The sequence below is a fragment of the Limnohabitans rimovensis (SeqCode) genome, from assembly GCF_965234775.1.
In the GTDB taxonomy this organism is placed as follows: Bacteria; Pseudomonadota; Gammaproteobacteria; order Burkholderiales; family Burkholderiaceae_C; genus Limnohabitans; species Limnohabitans rimovensis.
On the sequence record NZ_OZ248567.1, the window covers coordinates 71,266 to 90,087 of the forward strand.

Here is an 18,822-nt window from a genome sequence, read left to right on the forward strand (position 1 = left end):
CCCATTTACTGGAGCCTGCCATGAACCCACACGCCACCCCCCCGACCGACAACCCCTTGACCGCTTGGGCGCAATTGGTGTGCCGCTCGCGCTTTGAAAACCTCAGCCCACTGGCCGTGGCCAAAGCCAAGGTGTTTTTGATGGACACCCTGGCCTGCGGTGTGGCCGGTCGCACCGGCCCCCATGCCCACGAATTGGCGCTCGCCGCCCAGCAATGGGGCCAGGGTGACGAAGCCGTGGTGTGGGGCTCGCACCTGCGTGCACCTGCGGCGCAAGCGGCGGTGATCAATGGCTACCGCATCCACGCCCTGGAATGGGACTGTGTGCACGAACCGGCCGTGGTTCACCCGATGGCTGCTTTGTTGCCCGCCTTGTTTGCTTTTTCAGAGCGCAGCGCCGCCGCCGGTCGACCTGTCAGCGGCAAACAGTTTTTGCTGGCCATGAGCATGGGTGTGGAGATCGCGGCCACCTTGGGTGCGGCGTCCAAATCGGTGATGCGGTTTTTCCGCCCCGCCACCTGCGGCGGTTTTGGTGTGGTGGCGGGATTGGGCGTGCTGGCCGGCTTGGACGAAGCCACGGTGATGAATGCCTTTGGCATCCAGTACGGTCAAACCTCGGGCACCATGCAAGCGCATGTGGAAGGCTCCATGCTGCTGGGCTTGCAAGTGGGCTTCAACGGTCGCGCGGGTTTGACCTCGGTGGACTTGGCCATGGCCGGCATGACTGGGCCCCAAGACATCCTCACTGGCCCTTATGGCTACTACACCTTGTTTGAAACCGAGCACGACATCGCCCACTGGTGGCCGCAGTTGGGCCAGCAGTGGCACATCACCGAGTTGTCGCACAAGCCCTTTCCCAGTGGTCGCCTGACCCATGCGGCGGTTGACGCCGTACAACAAGCCGTGGCCGCCCTGAACTTTGGCCCGAACGATCTCAAGGCCATGCACGTGGGCGCGCCGCCCCTGACTTACCGCTTGGTGGGGCGCCCCGACATCCCCAACCCCAAGCCCAACTATGCGCGTTTGTGCATCCCTTATGTGGTGGCCGCCACCTTGTCGCACGGTACCTGCACCCCTGCGTCATTTGCCCCACAGCATTTGTCTGACCCCGCTTTGCATTCCTTGGCCAGCAAGGTGCAGGTCAGCTTGAACACCAACCCCGACGTGAATGCCCTGTGGCCGCAGCAAATCCGCATCGAACTCCACGACGGACGGGTGTGGGAGAAAGAAATCCTCACCCCCATTGGCCACCCCGAAAACCCCCTGAGCGATGCCGCTTGCCAAACCAAGTTTCAACAATGCTGGGACATCGCTGGCATGCCGCAAGCCCAGGGCGATGCACTGCTGGATTTGATCCAACGCTTGGAGTCGGTGGACGATGTGAGCGCCCTCACCCGTTGCTTGGTGCACGCCGCTTGAGGCGTTCCCCTCAGGGCAAGGTTTGCCAGGTTTTGCGCGGCGGGGACTTGACCTCCAACTGCTCGCAATCCTCCAAGGCTTCGCTGAAGTGGTCGACCCCAGGGGGGTGGATCCAAGACGTGCCGGCTTCGGCGATGAATTCCTCACCGCCAATCACCAAGCGCAAGCGGCCACGGATGAGGTATGCCACGGTTTCGTGGTCCATGTGCTTGTGCACCGGGTCGATCAAGCCCTTTTCGCGAAACACGTGCAGCATCAAAATTTCGTTGCCCACCATCATGCGGCGCACTTCAATATGGCCTTGCGGTTTCGCACCCTCCACCGAAGCCAAACGCTCCGGGGGAATTTGGTCTCGCACCGAAAAAAAGCCTTGGCTCAAAGCCATCAAACGGGAGGGATCTGTCATGGCGGGTTCTCCTGTGGGGGTGGCAAGGTGGGTGCCACCGGGTTAAAAAACAGTCGGCTTGAAAGAGATGGTCATCACGCGTCCATGTGGTGGGCCTGCGCCATCAAAGCTTCACGCCACATCGGATGCGCCACACGGGCAATGGCCTGGGCGCGCTCGCGCGGGCGCAGGCCATGCACATGGGCCACGCCATGCTCGGTGACCAAGCAGTGGTAGTCCTTCCCCATCAAAGTGGGCGGGCCATGCGCATCCAATTCAAACACGATGCTGCTGCGCTGCGCGGGGCCATACACGGAGCGCATGGCGATCACGGCCAAGCCTTTTGGGGCCTGCATCGCCCCCTGGGCAAAATTGGGCAAGCCCCCGGGCAAGGACATGCGCCGTGGGCCCACCCATTCGGCATTGACGCGGCCCATCAAGTCAACCTGCAAGGCGCTGTTGATGGCGCAAAACCCATCCATCTGCGCCAACACCTGTGGCCCATGGGTGACATCACAGGGGTGCATTTCCACCGCCGGGTTGCGGTGCATGTAGCGATACAAGTCGGCGGAACCTCCGGCCATGGTGGACACGCTCACGCCGGGCTTGAAGCGCTTGGTGCTGTTGTCCACCACGCCCGCATCGATCAATGCGCGCATGCCATCGGTGAAGATGCCGGTGTGTAAACCCAAGTGGCGCAAATGGCCAAGCCGGGCCAACACCCCCTCGGGCAAAGAGCCCATGCCAATTTGAATCACCGCCCCATCGCGCACCAAGCCGGCCACATGGTCTGCGATGCGCTGATCCACCGCATCCGGCGCCAACAACTTGGCGGTTTGAACGGCGTGGTTGGCGGGCACAAACCAATCGATGCGCTCGGCTGGAAACCGGCTGTGACCACAGGTGTCGGGCATGTGGGGGTTGATCTCCGCCACCACACACCGCGCGTTCTGCAAGGCGGCATGCATGTGATCAACGCTCACACCCAGTGAGACCATGCCATCGGCATCCACCGAAGAGACTTGGAGCATCAACACATCTGCACGCAAGGCACCAGAGGTGAACAAGGCAGGCCACGCCGCCACGGTGTGGCGCAGCAAGTTCAGTCTATCGGCCAAGGCCGCTGGGCGCAGCGCCAATCCGGGCATCAAGCTGTCCACTTGCAAATGGGCGAGAGAATCTTCGCTGGCGTACGGCGCCTCCCCCATGGGCATGGTGGCCAAAACCCGCACCCCATGCAGCGCAGGGGCATGCTCAGCCAGCATCTGCGCCAACAGGGGTGGCTCGGCATGTCCCGAGTGCAAGACGACACGGCCGCCCCCAGACAGCGCATCGATCAAGGGGGCCATGGAGCGAAGTTCTTGCACGGGCGAATCCCTGCTGAAGGTCAGGCAGCCACAGGCCGCACGCTCAGCTCACCAGGTCCAAGGCTTGCTGGGCATAGGTGTGGCTGATGCTGCGGTTCAGCACCGGGTCATGCAAGGTGAGCCGCATTTTTTCAGCCCAGCGGATGCCCTTTCCCTGTGCATTCGGGATGGCACCCAAGGTGCCACACAACATCACACTGCCTTCAGCGGCCTGGCCCGCAGGCCAAAAACCATCGCGCAGGCTTTGCAGCGGGCGAATGGCGCTGAGCAAGCCCTTCTGGTAAGTGACCCATTGGCCGCCTTCCCAAATCTCAGACTGCAATTGCAATTGGTCTTGGTGGTTTTGCACCTCTGACCAACGCCACACGGTGGGCGCCACGGGCTTGGCACACATTTGTTTGGACACGGCCACCGAATAACTCTCCACCTCGCGGTCGGTATGGTCCGACCCCAGGCCCAGCCACCATTGGCCTTGGGCCATGAGCAGCATGGGCTCGGCTTCACCACTGGCGCCCAGACCCAGGGTTTCAATGCTGGGGGCGGTGGTCAGCAGCGCCGCACTGGCGCGGTAGTAAAGCGGCACTTGGCTGGGGCGGGCAATGCCCAGCGCTGCCAACTCTTGGATGTGGTGCTCAATCGCCTCGGCATTGCGCCCCGTCCAACCGGCAATGACGAATTGGGTCGGCACCACGGTCAAGGTGGCGGGCGCCGATGAGGCAGCGTTTCCCGCAGGGGCGATGGTGAAGTGCAAAGCAGGGTTCATGGGCAATCGGACCTGTTACATCAATTGAGCGGGCAACCACAGGGCAATGGCCGGAAACACCATCAACACCAAAATGGCGAACATATAAACCAGCAAGAAGGGCATGACGCCCACAAACACATCGGTGATGGGCCCGGGTTGTCGTCGCATGCCTTGCAGCACGTACAACACCGTGCCGTCGGGTGGGCTGATCATGGCAATTTCCACCAACATGGTGATGACCACGCCGAACCAAATCGGGTCATAACCGAGCGCCACAACCACCGGGAACAACAAGGGAATGGTGGTGATGACCATGGAGATGCCCTCCATGAAGGTGCCCAAGGCCAGGTAAAAGCCAATGATCACCAACATGATGGCCCAACCCGGCAATGGCAACCCAGTCATGAACTTGGCCAGCATTTGCGGAATGCCCAACGACGACAAAATGTAGTTCAGCAAATACGCGCCAAACAAAATCAAAGCAATCATCGAGGTGGTGCGCGCTGTCGAATCCATGGACTCGCGCAACATCTGCCAATTGAGCTTGCGATCGACCAGGGCCAGCACGATGCTGCCCGCCACACCCAAGGCCGCCGACTCGGTGGGCGTGGCCCAGCCAGCATAAATGGTGCCCAAGACCAAGCCAATGAGCAACAACGTGGGGAACAGGTCAATCAAGCTCAGCAGCTTGGCCGACAACGTCAAAGACGCATTGTTTTCGGCGGAAATTTTGAGCTTGATGCTGTAGTAAAAAATCACCGCCAAAAACAACACCACCACCAACACGCTGGGGCCAATGGCGGCCAAATACAAGGCGCCCACAGAAGTCTCGGTGATCAGCCCATAGATGATGAAGGTGATGCCCGGCGGTATGAGGTTGCCCAAGGCCCCACCGGCAGCCAAAGAGCCCAAGACCAATTTGGGCGGGTAATGGCTTTTCTCAAAATACGGCAAAGCCACCGAGCCCATGGTCGCGGCGGTGGCCACGCTGGACCCGGCGATCGCCGAAAACACGCCGCAAGACATGATGTTGGTGTGCAACAAGCCGCCCGGCAAACGGCCCACCCACACATTCAAGGCGCGGTACAAGCGGTCCGACAAGCCGGCGCGCAACATGATTTCGCCCATCAGCAAAAACAAAGGCACCGAGACCAACACAAAGTTGGTGGACGGTGCCCACAGCATTTCGCCAATGAAGTTCCAAAACGGCCGATCGGACAAACCAAAACCCGCCAGCAAAGCCAACACTGCCAAGGCGGCGCCGATGTACACGCCCCCGGCGAAAAAGGCCACGAAAGCCAGCACCACACACACCAGCGCCCACCATGGCACCGATTGCGACACCTGCACAGCCGCACCGCCACCCATCAAGGACGAAACCCCAATGACCAGCGCCAACACCAGCACAAAAACGGCGGCGATCATGGCCGGCCTGACGCCATGGATGGGGTCCGTTTGTCGCCTACCGCCCGCAAGGTTTCTGCGGCTTCCTCTTCATAGTTGCGCGCATTCAGCATTTGGTCCATCTTTTCGGGTTCATTGCCCCACCACAGCACCAAGCTGCGGCACATGATGGCCACTGTGGCGATCAAAAACAAACCAAAGCCCAAAGCCCACAAGCCCTGGGGAATGATCAAGGGCACGCGCATGCTGGACAAGTCGGTGGAGCCAAAGGTCCACGAATCCAAGGCAATGGAAAACGACCCCCACACAAAAAACGCCACCGCCACCAGCAAGCAACTCAAGGAAAACAGGTGCAACCAGGTGCGCCAGCGCAGAGGGAATTTTTGGATCAACACATCGATGCGCACATGGGCACGTTCGTACAAGGCACCCGCCATGCCCCAACTCATGCCCACGGCCATCAGGTAGCCCGACATTTCGGTGGTGGCGCCGCTGGAAAAACCCAGCAAGCGCCGCGCCACAATGTCAAAACAAATCAACGCGGTGATGGCCAAATAGCACAGGCCCGCCATCGACATGGCGTGGCGATTGAGCCTGGCTATCAGGTCAAACACTTCAGCGGCCAAGCACTGGCTTGACGCCGGTGATGGGCTCAATCACCTCTTTGTACACATTGGCACAACGGTCACCGCAACGCTTGAACCAACCGGGCAACACATCTTCCGACAGCTCTTTTTGCAGGGTGGCCACGATGTTGGCGGGCGCCTTGATTTCAATCATGGGCCGCTTGAGCAAGGTGTGCAATTTGCACTGGTTGGCACGGCCCAGGTTGCAGGCAATGCCATCTTCGGTGGACTCGGTGCCCATGTTCCACTGCGCTTCTTGCACCGCGTTGAAGGTCTTTTCAAATTCAGCACGGATGGCGGGTTCGAGTTTGTTCCACCAAGCCAGGTTCACAAAGTAGCCCGAGGTGGACCAAGACAAGGGGAAGTTGTACAGGTGGGTGGTGACTTCGGTCCACTTGGCGCCGTTGCCCGAGCCCGCACCGGTGATGCCGCAATCCACCGTGCCACGCTCCAAAGCGGTGTACACCTCGCCAAAGGCGATGGACACCGGCTGGCCACCCAGGCCCTTGATCAAATCACCGGCCGAGGGGCCGTTGGTGCGCACCTTCAAGCCCTTGAGGTCTGCCAATGACGCAATGGCTTTGCGGCAAAACAGCATCTGTCCCGAAAAAGGATAGGTGGCGATCAGCTTGATGCCCATGCGCTCGAGTTCTTTGTTGGCCACCGGCATCATGGCGTCGGCCACGCGGCGGGCCTGTTTGACGTCGGCATTCATGCCGGCCAAATCAACGCCATCCAAAATGGGCACATCGCCCGACACCGTGGTCAACGGGGCGGCCGCGATGTCGACTTGGCCAGAACGCACCAAACGCAGCACTTCAGGCCCGCTCACGTTGCGCTCGGGCCAAGAGGCCAGCACCATCTCGACACGGCCATTGGTGGCCTTGGCAATGCCATCGCGCAGCATGGGCTGGTCCACCCGGGTGTACTGGGGAATATTGGGCGAGGCTTGGGTGATGGCTTGGACGGTGATTTTTGCGCCTTGTGCCGCCGCTTGGGAGGCAAAGGTCAAGGCCACCAAGGCACTGAGCAAAGCAGGGGAAGCTTTCATGGGAACTCCTGTGATGAAGAAATCAATGGGACATGAGTTGGTGATTCAACAAATCAGTGACCAACATGGCACCCGGCGCATGGGTGATCACCATGGGCAATTGGGCTTGTTGAACCACGGCCTGGGGTGTCACCCCACAAGCCCAAAAAACCGGCAACTCTTCGGGCAAGACCTCGGTGGCGTCGCCATAGTCTGGGCGCATCAAGTCCGCAATGCCCAAATTATGGGGAAGCCCGATGTGCACCGGCGCGCCATGCACCCGGGGCAAGCGTGCCGTGATCTGCACCGCCTCAATGGCAGCCGCAGGCTTCATGGGGCGCATGGAAACCACCAAAGGGCCTTGGAACACGCCCACCGCTTGGGTGGGCACATGGGTTTTGAACATGGGGACGTTTTTGCCTTGCTGCACATGCCGCAAGGGGATGCCCGCATCCATCAAGGCGCTCTCAAAAGAGAAAGAGCAGCCAATCACAAAGCTGACCCAATCGTCCTGCCACAGGTGGCGGATGTCGGCCACCTCTTCGCTCAACACGCCGTTGCGCCACACCCGGTACATGGGCAAGTCAGATCGGATGTCGATGTCTTCGCCCAAATCCGGAAAAGCAAAGTCACCCGGTGCGGCCATGCCCAACACCGGACAGGGCTTGGGGTTGAGTTCGCAAAAGCGGGCAAAGTCGTCCGCGTGGGCTTTGGGCAAGATGACCAAATTGCCCTGCACATGGTCGCCCGCCAAGCCCGAGGTGTGGCCACGCAACACGCCCATGCGCGCTTGCTGGCGAATGGACTTGGCATGGGGGCGGGCAGCGGTCATGGGGTGGGCATTATTTGTAGAGCGTGTGTGTCTAGGCCATCATCTCGCCGGAATTTAGCACACGCCCCGCGCCTTTTCCCTCCCTTGTTACCCTGGGTTTGGGCGCCATGGTTCACTGCCTGTGCCATGCCAAACAGGGTCATTCAAAGCGCGGTGGGCGCTTGGCCAAAAACGCCGCATAGCCCTCGGCAAAGTCCGGTCCGGCAAAGCAGTTTTCAAACCCGGCTTGCAAATCGGCATCGGCCTGCGGGGCAATGCCGGCAATCGAGAGGATGCTGCGCTTGGTGTGGGCGATGGAATGGCTGGAGTTGTTCAACCAGGGCTCGATGCACGCGCGCGCCACCTCGGCCAACTGCGCGTTGTCACAGCGCCGGTCGACCAAGCCGATGCGCAAAGCCTCTTCGCTGTCGAGCAAGCGGCCACTGAACAACATGTCTTTGGCACGCGCCGGCCCCACCAAGGCCACCAAGCGGCGGGTGTCGCTCAGGCTGTAGGCCGCGCCAATTTTGCTCGGGGTGATGCCCAAGCGGGCATCCTGCGCCACCACCCGCACATCACAAGCCAGGGCAATGCCACAACCGCCCCCCACACACGCCCCCTGCACCATGGCCAAAGTGGGTTTGGCCAAACGCTCCAGCGCGATTTGCGCTTGCTGCACCTTGGCGTTATAGACACGGGTGCGCTCGGGGGTGGCATAGACCTGGGCAAATTCAGACATGTCAGCACCGGCACAAAACGCCTTGGTGCCGGCGGCCTCGACCAACACCGCCTTGATCTGGGGGGCCGCAGCAATGGTCTGCACATGTTGAAGCAACAAATCCCACATGACCTCGCTCATCGCATTGCGCACTTCAGGGCGGTTAATCAGCAAGCGTGCCAGCGGCCCGTCAAAGGCCAGGCACAAAGGGGCATCGGGTGTGGGCAAGGCTTGGCTGCCGTACCAGGCTTGCCAAGGCGAATCAGGCGTTTTCATCAGAATTGACTTTCTCAAAGGGGTTGGCAGATGCTCTCATAATGCCCATCTCTGTTGACCACTGGGCCCTGCTGCCATGACAAGCCTACACCACCACACCTTGGACGCACTCACCCAAGCCCATGCACGGGCCCTGTCGTGCACCGACCTGGAATCCGCTTGGCGCGAACTGGCCCAGTTTTGCGTGGCGCACTTGGGCGACGCCCAGGCCCACACCGTGCCCGGGGCCATGGCCGAGGGCCAAACGCAATACCAAATTTCGGGCTGCTTTGTGGTCACACCCGACACGCAGCACCACATGCTGGTGGGCAATGTCGGCTTTCCCGCTGAGCAAGCGCGCTTGATGATCCCGATCGACGGCGGGCACCCGGGCTGGGTGTATGCCCACCGACAAGCCTTGTTGCTGGGCGACACTGCTCAGAGCACCACCGCCTTCAAGCAATACCTGAAAACCTCGCGCATGGGCTCGGCCATGTACTGCCCCATGCTGTGGCAGCAGCAATTCATTGGCATGTTTGTGATGGCCGCGCAGGCCAAACACACTTTGCGCGAATGCGACTTATCGGTGTTGAAACTGGTGGCCCACCTGGCGGTGGCGCTGTGGCATGCCCATGGCGGCCCGGCTTGGTTGGCCGCTCACCACCCGCCAGAGAACGGCTTTTGGGTCGACGCAGGTGGTTTGGCTGACAGCGCCAAACCCTCAGGCTTGAAAGGGTGAGACGCGGGCAAAGTGGTCGGCAATTTGGCCCCGCGTGGCGACCCACACATCGGGTTGCTGCTTCACATAGGCCATGAATTTTCGCAGCGCGCCAATGCGCCCCGGGCGGCCAATGATGCGCAGGTGCAGGCCCAGCGACATCATCTTGGGTTGTGACGCGCCTTCGCTGTGCAATTGGTCAAAGGTGGCCACGGCATAGTCCGTCCACATCGCGGGCGTGAAGCTGGGGTCCAACCAAAACTTCATGTCGTTGGTGTCCAGCGCATAGGGCACGATGACCATGGGCTTGGGGCCATGGGCAGTGGCCACGCTGTCCCAGCGCGGCACATCGTCGCTGTAGTCGTCCATGTGATAGGTGAAGCCCTCCTCGGCGAGCAAGCGGCGTGTGTTGTCGGTCAGCAAATAACGCGACAGCCAGCCGCGTGGGCGTTGTCCGGTGGATTCGGTGATGGTGCGCACCGCGTCTTGGATGAACTGGCGCTCCTTGTCTTCCTTGTAGGAAAACTGGTGCACCCAGCGGTAACCGTGGCAGCACACCTCATGGCCGTCTTGCTGCACCCATTCAATCAGGTGCGGGCTTTGGGCCAAAGCCGTGGCAGCGGCAGTGACCGTGCAGTGAAAGCCAAATTCGCGAAACAACGCGGTGATGCGCGGCGCACCGGCGCGCAAGCCGTAGGCGTAATTGCTCTCGTTGCCGTAGTTGCGAATCGGGATTTTCAGCGCCACGCCCAACTCATCCACCGGCTCGGGCAGTTTGTCGCCCCGGGCAATGCTTTGCTCCGAGCCTTCTTCGACATTGACCACAAACGACATGGCCAAACGGGCTTGGCCGGGCCAAGAAAAAGCAGTTGTCATGGAAAGTCCTCATCAGGTGGGGGTGCAAATCGGTCCAGGTTCAAACCACTGACCTGGGCCCACAAAGTCTCGTCTTGGCCGGGCGCGGCCAGTAATTGCGCCGATGCGGGCAAGTCACCCGTGCGCAAGGGAAAAGCCAGCGCCGGTGCGCCCCACACGTTGGCCAAGGCGGTGAAGTCGGCTTGGTTCACTGGCACGGGGTCGTTGTGGTGAAACGCGGTTTGGGGCGTGGTGGGCATCAGCAACAAATCCACCGTGGCAAACACCCGGGCGGCATCGGCGCGCACCGTGTCGAGCAAGGCTTGGGCCTGGGCCAGCTTGGCCGCCCCTGCGCGCTCGGGGTAGCGCAGCATGCGGGCAAAGCCTTCGCTCAAGCCGGGCAAGTCCGTGCCCAGCCGATCTGTCCAATAGGCGGCACCATCGCGCTCGCTGAGCAACAAGCCCGCTTGGCGCAGCGCGGTGGGCTGCCACAGGGGCACATCCACATCCACCCACTGCACACCGGCCTGGGTGAGTTGCTCACACAGTTGCGCATAGGCCTGCGCCACCACCGGGTCCAAGGCCACTTGGTCGGCTTGCACCAAGCGACCGACGCGCAAAGGCCGCGCAGATGCAGTTGCGGTTGCAGCTGCGGTAACGGTGGCCATTGAAGGTGAAGGTGAAGCTTCAAAGTCAGTGGGCGAATCCTGCGCGCTGGGCCACAGGCTGGCGGCCAAGGCCTGCGCGTCCGCCACCGAGGCGGTCAACCAGCCCACGGTGTCGAGCATGTGGCACAGCGGCACCACGCCTTGGTTGGACACGCGGCCCGCACTGGGCTTGTACGCGGTGACACCGCAGTATGACGCGGGCACCCGCACCGAACCCATGGTGTCGGTGCCAATGGCCGCAGCGCACAACTGCGCACGCACCGCCGCTGCGCTGCCGCCACTCGAGCCGCCCGGCGTGAAGCCCGCGCGCCAAGGGTTTTGGCAGTCGCCGTAAGTCGGGTTGGCATTGGTCGCGCCCAGGGCACCTTCGTGCATGTTGAGCTTGCCCAGCACCACCAGCCCCAAGCTGCGCAAATGCTGCACCACCGCCGCATCAGAACTGGGGCGGCGCTCGCGGTCAGCTTGTGTGCCCGCACTGCACGGCCAGCCTTGCACGTCCACGTTGTCTTTGATGGCGATGGGCAAACCATCCCAGGGGCTCAGGGGCCGGCCCTGGGCCCAGCGTTGCTGGCTGTCACGCGCCATGGCCAAACTGCGCGGTGCGTCCACCCACAGGTAGGCGTTGAGTGCGGGGTTGTGTTGGGCGATGCGCGCCAAGTAATGTTCGCAAGCGGCCACGGGGTCAGCGGTGCCCTGCGCGAAGCCTTGCATCCAGGCGCAAACCGGGCTGTGGAGGGGGTTGGTGGGATGGGTCACGGAAGTGGGCATGTCTGGGCGGGGGCTGCGCGCAAGGCGCACAACCGTGCACATTCTAGGCAAGCGCTGCCCGACCTGGGCGCGTACCATGGGGCCATGGTCCATTGGCAACCCCGACAAATTCTCGTTCTCGCGTTGATGACGCTGGTCTGGGGTTGCAATTGGCCGCTCATGAAGTGGGGCATTGCCGACTACCCCGCGCTGATGTTTCGCGTGCTGAGCATTGGCATTGGCTTGCCGGTGCTGGGCTTGGTGCTGTGGCGCTGGCGCATCCCGTTTCGGGTGGCGCGTGCCGAGTGGGGCGAGTTGCTGCACCTGTCCATCCCCAATATGTTTCTTTGGTACGGCCTGATGATGCTGGCCTTGCCCAACCTCAACAGCGGGCGCGCGGCCATCTTGGGCTACACCATGCCGATTTTTTCGGCGGTGTTTGGTTATGTGTGGTTTGGTGCCGCCATGGGTTGGCGTGCATGGCTGGGCGTGGCCGCCGCTGCCTTGGGCGCGCTGTTGTTGGTGTGGCACGAAATCACTGCCATGTCGGGCCACCCGGGTTCGGCCCTGATGCTGCTGGTCGCAGCCTCGGCCTGGGCCTATGGCACACAGCGCATGCGCCGCACCACCATGCAAGCGCACACCCTGACCATTGCCTTTTGGATGACCGCCATGACCGGCGTGGTGCTGACCTTGCTGTCTTGGTTGCTGGAGGGCTTTGCTTGGCATCCGGTGACCCGCCCGGCGATGGTGGCCATCGTCTACAACGGCCTGGGCGTGTTTGCCTTTGCCCAAGTCGCTTGGTTGGTGATGGCGCGCAACCTGCCCCCACTGGCCTCCACCTTGAGCGTGATGATGATCCCGGTGCTCGGCGTGTTGGTCGGTGCCCTGGCCTTGGGCGAGGTGCTGCATTGGCAAGACCTGGTGGCAGTGAGCCTGATCGTGGGTGCCATCGCCTCGGTGCTGTGGCCGCGCTGAGGCAAGCCCGCAAGCGCATCAATCAGCGTGCAGCTCAGCCACCCTTGCCGCCCACATGTGCCGCACTACTGCGGCTTGTACATCGCGGGCATAGGCGTCGATGTCCCAGGCGGGCAAAGCCAGCAAGCGGTCGCGCATGCCGATTTTTAGTTTGAGCAAGGCCTGGCGGTCTTGCGACAAAGCCACAGCACGGCGCACGAAGTCGGCGTCGTCGCTGGCCACCCACTCGGGCAAGCCCGCCGCCTGCATGAAGCTCGCGCCCATGCGCGAGACAAAATGCCCGCCCGCGATGGTCAGCACCGGCACGCCCATCCACATCGCTTGCAAGCTGGTGGTGCCGCCGTTGTAAGGCGCCGGGTCCAAAGCGATGTCCACCTCGGCGTACTCGGCCATCATGTCGGCCAAGCCGGTAGGGCCGCGAAACTCGATGCGCTCCAAAGACACGCCCAAGTCGTGCAGACGCTGTCCAAACACCCGCTGGGCCGCCGAGTCTTTGAAGCTGGGCGCTTTGAGCAACAGGCGTGCCTCGGGAATGGCTTTGAGCACCTGCGCCCACAGCGACAGCGTGCGCGGCGTGAGTTTGGACACGTTGTTGAACGACGCCAACGTCAAAGGCCGCTGGGCCGTTGCGGCGGTGAAGGCGGGGAAGGGATAGTCGGCCTCGGGCGAAAAGCAAAACACGGTGTGCGGCAAGCGCAGGACTTGTTCGGAAAACAAAGCCTCGCTGCCCGCAGGCGCGACCACGCCATCGGCCAATATCCAGTCGATGTGGGGCACACCCGTCGAGCCGGGGTAACCCAAAAACGTGGCTTGCACCGGCGCGGCGCGCTGGGCGAACATGGCCATGCGCTGCATGCCGGTGTGGCCGGCCAAGTCCAGCAGCACGTCGATGCCATCTTCTTCAATGCGCCGCGCCAGTTGCACATCGTTCAGGGTGGTGACTTCAACCCAATGGCTCACGCGCCGCTTGGCCAGCAAGGTTTGCTGGTCGTAACTCACACCGGTGAAATACACCGTGATCTCAATGTCTTGCGGGTTCCAGCGGGCCAACACCGGCTGCATGAAGATGTTGACCGGGTGCTGGTGGTGGAAATCCGCCGTCACCAGCCCCAAACGCAATCGCTTGTGCGGGTCGCGTGCATTGGCAAAGCTCTCGGGGGTGCGTGCGCCCTTGCCCTGCGGCGCAAACAAGTCGCGGTGCAAAGTGGCCACGGCCTGGGGGCTGAGCTTGTCGCTGTACAGCGAGGCCATGGCGGTGCTGGAGCGCATTTTGGACAAAGGGCCCTCTTGCTCGGCCAGCTCGGTGTAGATGGCCAGAGCCTGGTCCACATCGCCCAAGCGACCGGCCACAGAGGCGCGCATGGACCGTGCCCCCGCTTGCGGTGCGATGGCCTCTGCACGCGCCAGGGTGACCAAGGCCAAATCCATCTCCCAGGTTTCGGCGTAGCCGTGGGCCAGGTTCCACAGGGCTGAGGCGCTTTGGGGGTGCAGATCGACATTGCGTTGCAACACCGCTTGCGACTCTTGCCACAAATTGAAGCGAAACGCGGTTTGGGCCAAGCGCGTCAAGGTGGCTTCGGCCGTGGCTTGCGAGGCCTGGGTGAGCACCTGCATGGCTTCATCACGGGCATTGATGCGCAACAACAATTCACCCAAGTCGATCAGCATTTCGCAGCGCTCGTCCAAGGGCAGCGGCGGCTGCAACGCCTCGGCGGCCAACAGGGCTTGGCGCAGGCTGTCCAGTGCTGCGGGCACATCGCCACGCTCTTGGCGAAACTTGGCCATGCGCTGGTGCATGAAGTGGCGCCTGTCTGGCGGCACCAAGGTGCTGGCACGGTGGTAGAGCGCCGCACCCTCTTCACTGCGGCCCAACTCCTCGAGCAAGCGCGCCGCGCTCAAAGGGGCCTCGTAGCGCGTGGGTGCCACCCCCATGGCGCGCTGGTAACTGGCCAAGGCTTGCTCCAAAGCGCTTTGCTGGCGGCACAGGTGGCCGGCCTCTAACCAGCCGCTGAAGTTGTCGGGGTGGGCTTTGAGCAGCGCCGCAAAACGCTCGCGCGCCGCACGGCCTTGACCCATGCTGACCGCGCAACGCGCCCACTGCAAGGCTGCCCATTCATGCGAAGGCTCGGCTTGCAGCAGCGCGGCATAGGCCGCTTCGGCAGGCACGAAATGCTGTTGCTGAAACAGCTGATCAGCAGCGGCGCTGGAGGGGGTGGGGCGGGAGGACACAGGACACGGGCGGGTCAGATGATGTGTCCATTATCTGGCAGACCCCGGCCTCAAGCACGTGGCTGACGCAGACGATGTTTTCGTCGATCAGCAGTTGCTATCGCTCACGGTGATGAGCGGGTCCAGTCGAAAGTGTTTTGGAATGGTTGGCCAGCGGCATGACCGTTGACGACATTTTGTCTGACTGCGAAGACTTGAACCGTGAGGACATCTTGGCTGTCCTGTCCTACGCGGCTTGGCCGTGCAACATCTCTAAAGGAAAAGCACCTTTGGCGCGCGCATCCAAAATCACCAACTCAACCGCTGTGTTGTCTGCCGCATAGCTGATGTGTGTGTTCCAGTCTTGCGAAACCTCGCGAACGATCGGCTTGTCTGAAAGATGCACGATCAAAATATCGTCCGCTTCATGGTAGGTGGTTCGCATGGCTTAATACTCCAGGTCAAAGTGATACATCACGGTTTTAACGACACATGCAATCACTCTAAACCGCGTTGCCGTGACGTGTCAATCCTCCAGCTTTTGACCTAAAGCCCCTTTCACAACACCCGCCCCCCATTCGCGATGTTTTGATCGATCAGCATCATGGCTGCCTGAAAGCATCAATCACTTCACCACAACGATACCCGAGGTTCAATCGGTACATAATTGGTTTAGCTTGCTAGCAGCAGTTCTTGATGAAAGGCCTTTCACCGATGAACCCCCTCATCACCATCAACCCCGACATCTGTCATGGCAAGCCATGTATTCGTGGCTTGCGCTATCCGGTCGAAAGTGTTTTGGAATGGTTGGCCAGCGGCATGACCGTTGACGACATTTTGTCTGACTATGAAGACTTGAACCGTGAGGACATCTTGGCTGTCCTGTCCTACGCGGCGCGGTTGGCGCATATCAACCGCATTGACCAACTTGCTGCATGAGGTTTTTGGTAGACGCCCAATTGCCAAGAAGGGTTTGCGTGTTGATTCATTTTGAAAACTGAGCCATTCTGAGGCGAATTCACGTCGAAATTTGAGCCACGTTAACCGCATGTTCTGCTTATTTTTTAGGCGGGAGTGCACTGGAGTGATTAACGTGGGAACACTGAGTAAATTGCGCCGCATGGTCCATCGAGATGGGCTATCGGTACGCGAGGCATCCAAGAAGCTTGGAATTGCCCGTAACACTGCGACTCGTTGGCTGGCTATGAATGAGATGGCTGAGCCCAAGTACCCTAAGCGGGCAACTTCAGAGTCCATTCTTGACGCCTATAAAGAGCAGTTGATTAACTGGCTCAAGACCGATGCCCACAGAGGCAAACGGGAGCGTCGAACTACCAAAGCGTTATTTGAGGCAATTCGTGCTTTGGGCTATAGCGGCTCGCGGGGGCCGGTGTATGAGTTCTGCAAGTACTGGCGTGAAGCACAAATTCACAAGCCAAGGAATGCTGGATTCGTCCCGATGAGCTATGAGCTTGGGGAGGCGTTTCAATTTGACTGGAGCTGCGAGTACGCCGTTATCGAGGGGCTACGCAGACGGTTGGAGGTGGCGCACGTCAAGCTGGCAGCAAGTCGAGCATTTGTGATGGTGGCGTATTACGCCCAGTCTCACGAGATGCTGTTCGATGCTCACGCGCGAGCCTTTGAGATATTTGGAGGGATTCCAAAGCGTGGCATTTACGACAATATGAAGACCGCGGTAGACAAGGTTGGGGCTGGCAAGCAGCGCAGCATCAATGCTCGCTTTGAGTCAATGACAGGGCACTATCTCTTCGAGCCTGAATTCTGCAACCGAGCGGCAGGCTGGGAGAAAGGCATTGTTGAGAAGAACGTTCAGGATCGCCGAAGAGGTATCTGGCGTGAGGTTGGCGAGCGACGATGGGTCAGTTTGGATGAGTTGAATGCTTGGGTTCGTGAGGCTTGCCTGACGACATGGCAGGAGATGAAACACCCTGAATGGCCTGAATTGACGGTGGCAGATATCTGGCAAGACGAACAGGTTCGCTTGATGCCATGCCCGACACCGTTTAACGGCTACATCGAACAACCTGTACTGGTCTCACCGACATCTTTGATTCACTACCAACGCAATCGCTACAGCGTGCCTTGCGAGTGGCTCAACAGTACCGTGAGTCTACGGATCTACCCGGCCCATTTGCTGGTTGTGGCTGCTGATGGGGAGTGTGTCACTCTCAAAAGGAGCTTTGAGCGGGATCAAACGATCTACGACTGGACGCACTACATCAGCCTGGTTGAGAGAAAGCCTGGTGCATTACGCAATGGAGCCCCCTTCAAAACAATGCCTGAACCTTTGCTGGAGTTACAGCGTCAGCTTCTGAAGCACCCAGGGGGTGATCGGGTGATGGCTAAAGTACTCAGCGCTGTCACTTTGCATGGCATAGAGCCCGTTCTCGTAGCCGTTGAGTTGGCATTACAAGCTGGGCGGGTTAGCGCAGAGCACATTCTCAATATCTTGTCACGCCTACAAGAGCCATCGAAGCAAGTTCAGGAGCTTGCGGTAGGCATTGAACTGGTTGATCCATCTCAAGCCAATGTCCATCGTTATGACGCCTTGCGACCGAACAAGGGAGGCGACCATGTCGAATGATGTTGTTGCCGCCTTGAAGGGGATGAGTTTGCATGGCATGGCTAGTGCGTGGCCAGAAGTGCTTGGAACTGCACGCCTGAAGTCTCTCGACCATGAGACATTGATGAACCAGCTGCTCAAGGCAGAAAGTGGGTATCGGGATATGAGGTCAACAGCTTATCAAATGAGAGCTGCCAGATTCCCGGCGCACCGAGATTTGACTGGCTTTACGTTCGATGAGGCGCAGGTCGATGAGACGCTGGTGCGGGAGTTGCACAGTATGAAATTCATAGAGTCAGCCCAAAACGTCATCTTTGTTGGGGGCCCTGGCACTGGGAAGACACATCTGGCAACAAGTATTGGCATAGAGGCCATTCGAGTGCACAGCAAACGGGTTCGCTTCTTCTCAACAGTAGAGTTAGTCAACATGCTTGAACTGGAGAAATCGCAGGGCAAGGGGGGTAATCTAGCCAGTAAGCTGATGTACGTTGATATGGTGATCCTGGATGAGATGGGCTACTTACCCTTTACCCAGTCAGGAGGGGCACTGCTGTTTCACTTGCTCTCCAAGCTGTATGAGCGCACCAGCGTGGTCATCACGACAAACCTGAACTTCTCGGAGTGGGCCAGCGTGTTTGGAGACGCAAAGATGACAACAGCGCTGCTCGATAGACTTACCCATCACTGTCACATTGTGGAAACGGGCAATCAGAGCTGGAGATTCAGAAATTCAAGTGCTCAAGTCAAAACACCCAAAGCCAAACCCAAGAAAGGAACAACCGAACCCTCAATACCATTAGACTTATCCACAACTGAGTAAGAGAAAAACCATTAACCAAGTGGCTCAATATTTGATGTGAAACTTGGCTCAGTTTGATAGATGCATCAACACCCAAGGCTTGCACGGTCGACACGCAATTAACGCAAGGCCTTGATTATTCACCAATACTCACATAAATATCAATTCCAACACAAGATTACAGTATTTGTGAATTGTTTGAAACAATTGATTACATATAAGTCGGTTTTGATGCCCCATGCGCATGCCCAATGACCCATGGCATGGCCAGTTGGCACCCATGGGCGCGTCAGTCACAGCTTGCCGCGGGCGAAATTTCAAGGGCGCGCGTAGGACGCCTGGGGCACAGCGCAGGTGGCTGGGTGGTGCGCCGGGGTGGCCGGGGACGGTTCAACCGACAGGCGGCCCGTGCATCGGCCGGGGTTGGCGTCGCAGGCGTGAAGCGACGGGGGTCTCGCCGCTTGATTTGCGCGGCTTGAATGGCGCCGCTTGGTTTAAGCGGCCTG

The 18,822-nt window shown here is 60.1% G+C and carries 18 protein-coding genes; 6 read left to right on the plus strand and 12 right to left on the minus strand.

The features are described from left to right. The first annotated feature begins 20 nt into the window (after positions 1-20). On the plus strand, positions 21-1,418 hold the full coding sequence (locus tag AC8GFZ_RS12300) for an MmgE/PrpD family protein (RefSeq protein WP_506645190.1): 1,398 nt from the start codon (positions 21-23) through the stop codon (positions 1,416-1,418). A 10-nt stretch (positions 1,419-1,428) separates the two neighbouring features. On the opposite strand, the gene AC8GFZ_RS12305 is transcribed toward AC8GFZ_RS12300, so the two are convergent. The 8 genes from AC8GFZ_RS12305 to AC8GFZ_RS12340 all read right to left on the minus strand — a co-directional run bounded on the left by AC8GFZ_RS12305 (position 1,429) and on the right by AC8GFZ_RS12340 (position 8,780). Then, positions 1,429-1,824: a cupin domain-containing protein gene (locus AC8GFZ_RS12305; RefSeq protein WP_506645191.1), complete on the minus strand. Its 396-nt coding sequence runs from the start codon at positions 1,822-1,824 to the stop codon at positions 1,429-1,431. 74 nt (positions 1,825-1,898) lie between these two features. Next, entirely contained in the window at positions 1,899-3,170 is a 1,272-nt protein-coding gene (locus tag AC8GFZ_RS12310; protein WP_506645192.1) for an acetyl-CoA hydrolase/transferase family protein, read from the minus strand. A 43-nt stretch (positions 3,171-3,213) separates the two neighbouring features. Beyond that, entirely contained in the window at positions 3,214-3,933 is a 720-nt protein-coding gene (locus AC8GFZ_RS12315; RefSeq protein WP_506645193.1) for a DUF2848 domain-containing protein, read from the minus strand. A 15-nt stretch (positions 3,934-3,948) separates the two neighbouring features. Continuing rightward, positions 3,949-5,340: a TRAP transporter large permease gene (locus AC8GFZ_RS12320; protein ID WP_506645194.1), complete on the minus strand. Its 1,392-nt coding sequence runs from the start codon at positions 5,338-5,340 to the stop codon at positions 3,949-3,951. After that, positions 5,337-5,933 carry a TRAP transporter small permease subunit gene (locus AC8GFZ_RS12325; protein WP_506645195.1) on the minus strand — a complete coding sequence of 199 codons (597 nt, stop codon included), beginning with the start codon at positions 5,931-5,933 and terminating at the stop codon, positions 5,337-5,339. Before AC8GFZ_RS12325 ends, AC8GFZ_RS12320 begins: the two co-directional genes overlap by 4 nt. Before the next feature lies 1 nt (position 5,934). After that, entirely contained in the window at positions 5,935-6,996 is a 1,062-nt protein-coding gene (locus AC8GFZ_RS12330; RefSeq protein WP_506645196.1) for a TRAP transporter substrate-binding protein, read from the minus strand. Positions 6,997-7,018: 22 nt separating this feature from the next. After that, positions 7,019-7,807, minus strand: a complete 789-nt coding sequence (locus AC8GFZ_RS12335) for a putative hydro-lyase (RefSeq protein ID WP_506645197.1) — start codon at positions 7,805-7,807, stop codon at positions 7,019-7,021. Between the two features lie 139 nt (positions 7,808-7,946). After that, the gene (locus tag AC8GFZ_RS12340) at positions 7,947-8,780 is read right to left on the minus strand and encodes an enoyl-CoA hydratase/isomerase family protein (protein ID WP_506645198.1); all 834 of its coding nucleotides are present in this window, start codon (positions 8,778-8,780) and stop codon (positions 7,947-7,949) included. Between the two features lie 76 nt (positions 8,781-8,856). Here AC8GFZ_RS12340 and AC8GFZ_RS12345 point away from each other — a divergent pair, with 76 nt between their 5' ends. Further along, positions 8,857-9,498 (plus strand): GAF domain-containing protein, encoded by a 642-nt coding sequence (locus AC8GFZ_RS12345; RefSeq protein ID WP_506645199.1) that lies wholly within the window; start codon positions 8,857-8,859, stop codon positions 9,496-9,498. Here AC8GFZ_RS12345 and AC8GFZ_RS12350 read toward each other — a convergent pair. Both AC8GFZ_RS12350 and AC8GFZ_RS12355 read right to left on the minus strand, forming a co-directional pair. Beyond that, complete coding sequence (locus tag AC8GFZ_RS12350; RefSeq protein WP_506645200.1) at positions 9,481-10,353, minus strand: polysaccharide deacetylase family protein; 873 nt, start codon at positions 10,351-10,353, stop codon at positions 9,481-9,483. The two genes, AC8GFZ_RS12345 and AC8GFZ_RS12350, sit on opposite strands and share 18 nt — an antisense overlap. Further along, on the minus strand, positions 10,350-11,768 hold the full coding sequence (locus AC8GFZ_RS12355; RefSeq protein WP_506645201.1) for an amidase: 1,419 nt from the start codon (positions 11,766-11,768) through the stop codon (positions 10,350-10,352). Before AC8GFZ_RS12355 ends, AC8GFZ_RS12350 begins: the two co-directional genes overlap by 4 nt. Before the next feature lie 84 nt (positions 11,769-11,852). On the opposite strand from AC8GFZ_RS12355, the gene AC8GFZ_RS12360 reads away from it, so the two are divergent. Beyond that, on the plus strand, positions 11,853-12,725 hold the full coding sequence (locus tag AC8GFZ_RS12360; protein ID WP_506645202.1) for a DMT family transporter: 873 nt from the start codon (positions 11,853-11,855) through the stop codon (positions 12,723-12,725). Positions 12,726-12,743: 18 nt separating this feature from the next. On the opposite strand, the gene AC8GFZ_RS12365 is transcribed toward AC8GFZ_RS12360, so the two are convergent. Beyond that, complete coding sequence (locus tag AC8GFZ_RS12365; protein WP_506645203.1) at positions 12,744-14,954, minus strand: tetratricopeptide repeat protein; 2,211 nt, start codon at positions 14,952-14,954, stop codon at positions 12,744-12,746. Between the two features lie 226 nt (positions 14,955-15,180). Further along, a complete protein-coding gene (locus tag AC8GFZ_RS12370; RefSeq protein ID WP_506645204.1) occupies positions 15,181-15,378 on the minus strand; it encodes a DUF2283 domain-containing protein in 198 nt (65 codons plus the stop codon). 269 nt (positions 15,379-15,647) lie between these two features. On the opposite strand from AC8GFZ_RS12370, the gene AC8GFZ_RS12375 reads away from it, so the two are divergent. The 3 genes from AC8GFZ_RS12375 (at position 15,648) to istB (ending at position 18,337) form a co-directional block, all read left to right on the plus strand. Then, complete coding sequence (locus AC8GFZ_RS12375; RefSeq protein ID WP_506645205.1) at positions 15,648-15,872, plus strand: DUF433 domain-containing protein; 225 nt, start codon at positions 15,648-15,650, stop codon at positions 15,870-15,872. A 154-nt stretch (positions 15,873-16,026) separates the two neighbouring features. Next, positions 16,027-17,538, plus strand: coding sequence for an IS21 family transposase (gene istA / locus AC8GFZ_RS12380; protein ID WP_506645206.1), 1,512 nt, complete (start codon positions 16,027-16,029; stop codon positions 17,536-17,538). Further along, positions 17,528-18,337, plus strand: coding sequence for an IS21-like element helper ATPase IstB (gene istB / locus AC8GFZ_RS12385; protein WP_506645207.1), 810 nt, complete (start codon positions 17,528-17,530; stop codon positions 18,335-18,337). The genes istA and istB overlap by 11 nt, the downstream gene beginning before the upstream one ends. The last annotated feature ends 485 nt before the right edge of the window (positions 18,338-18,822 follow it).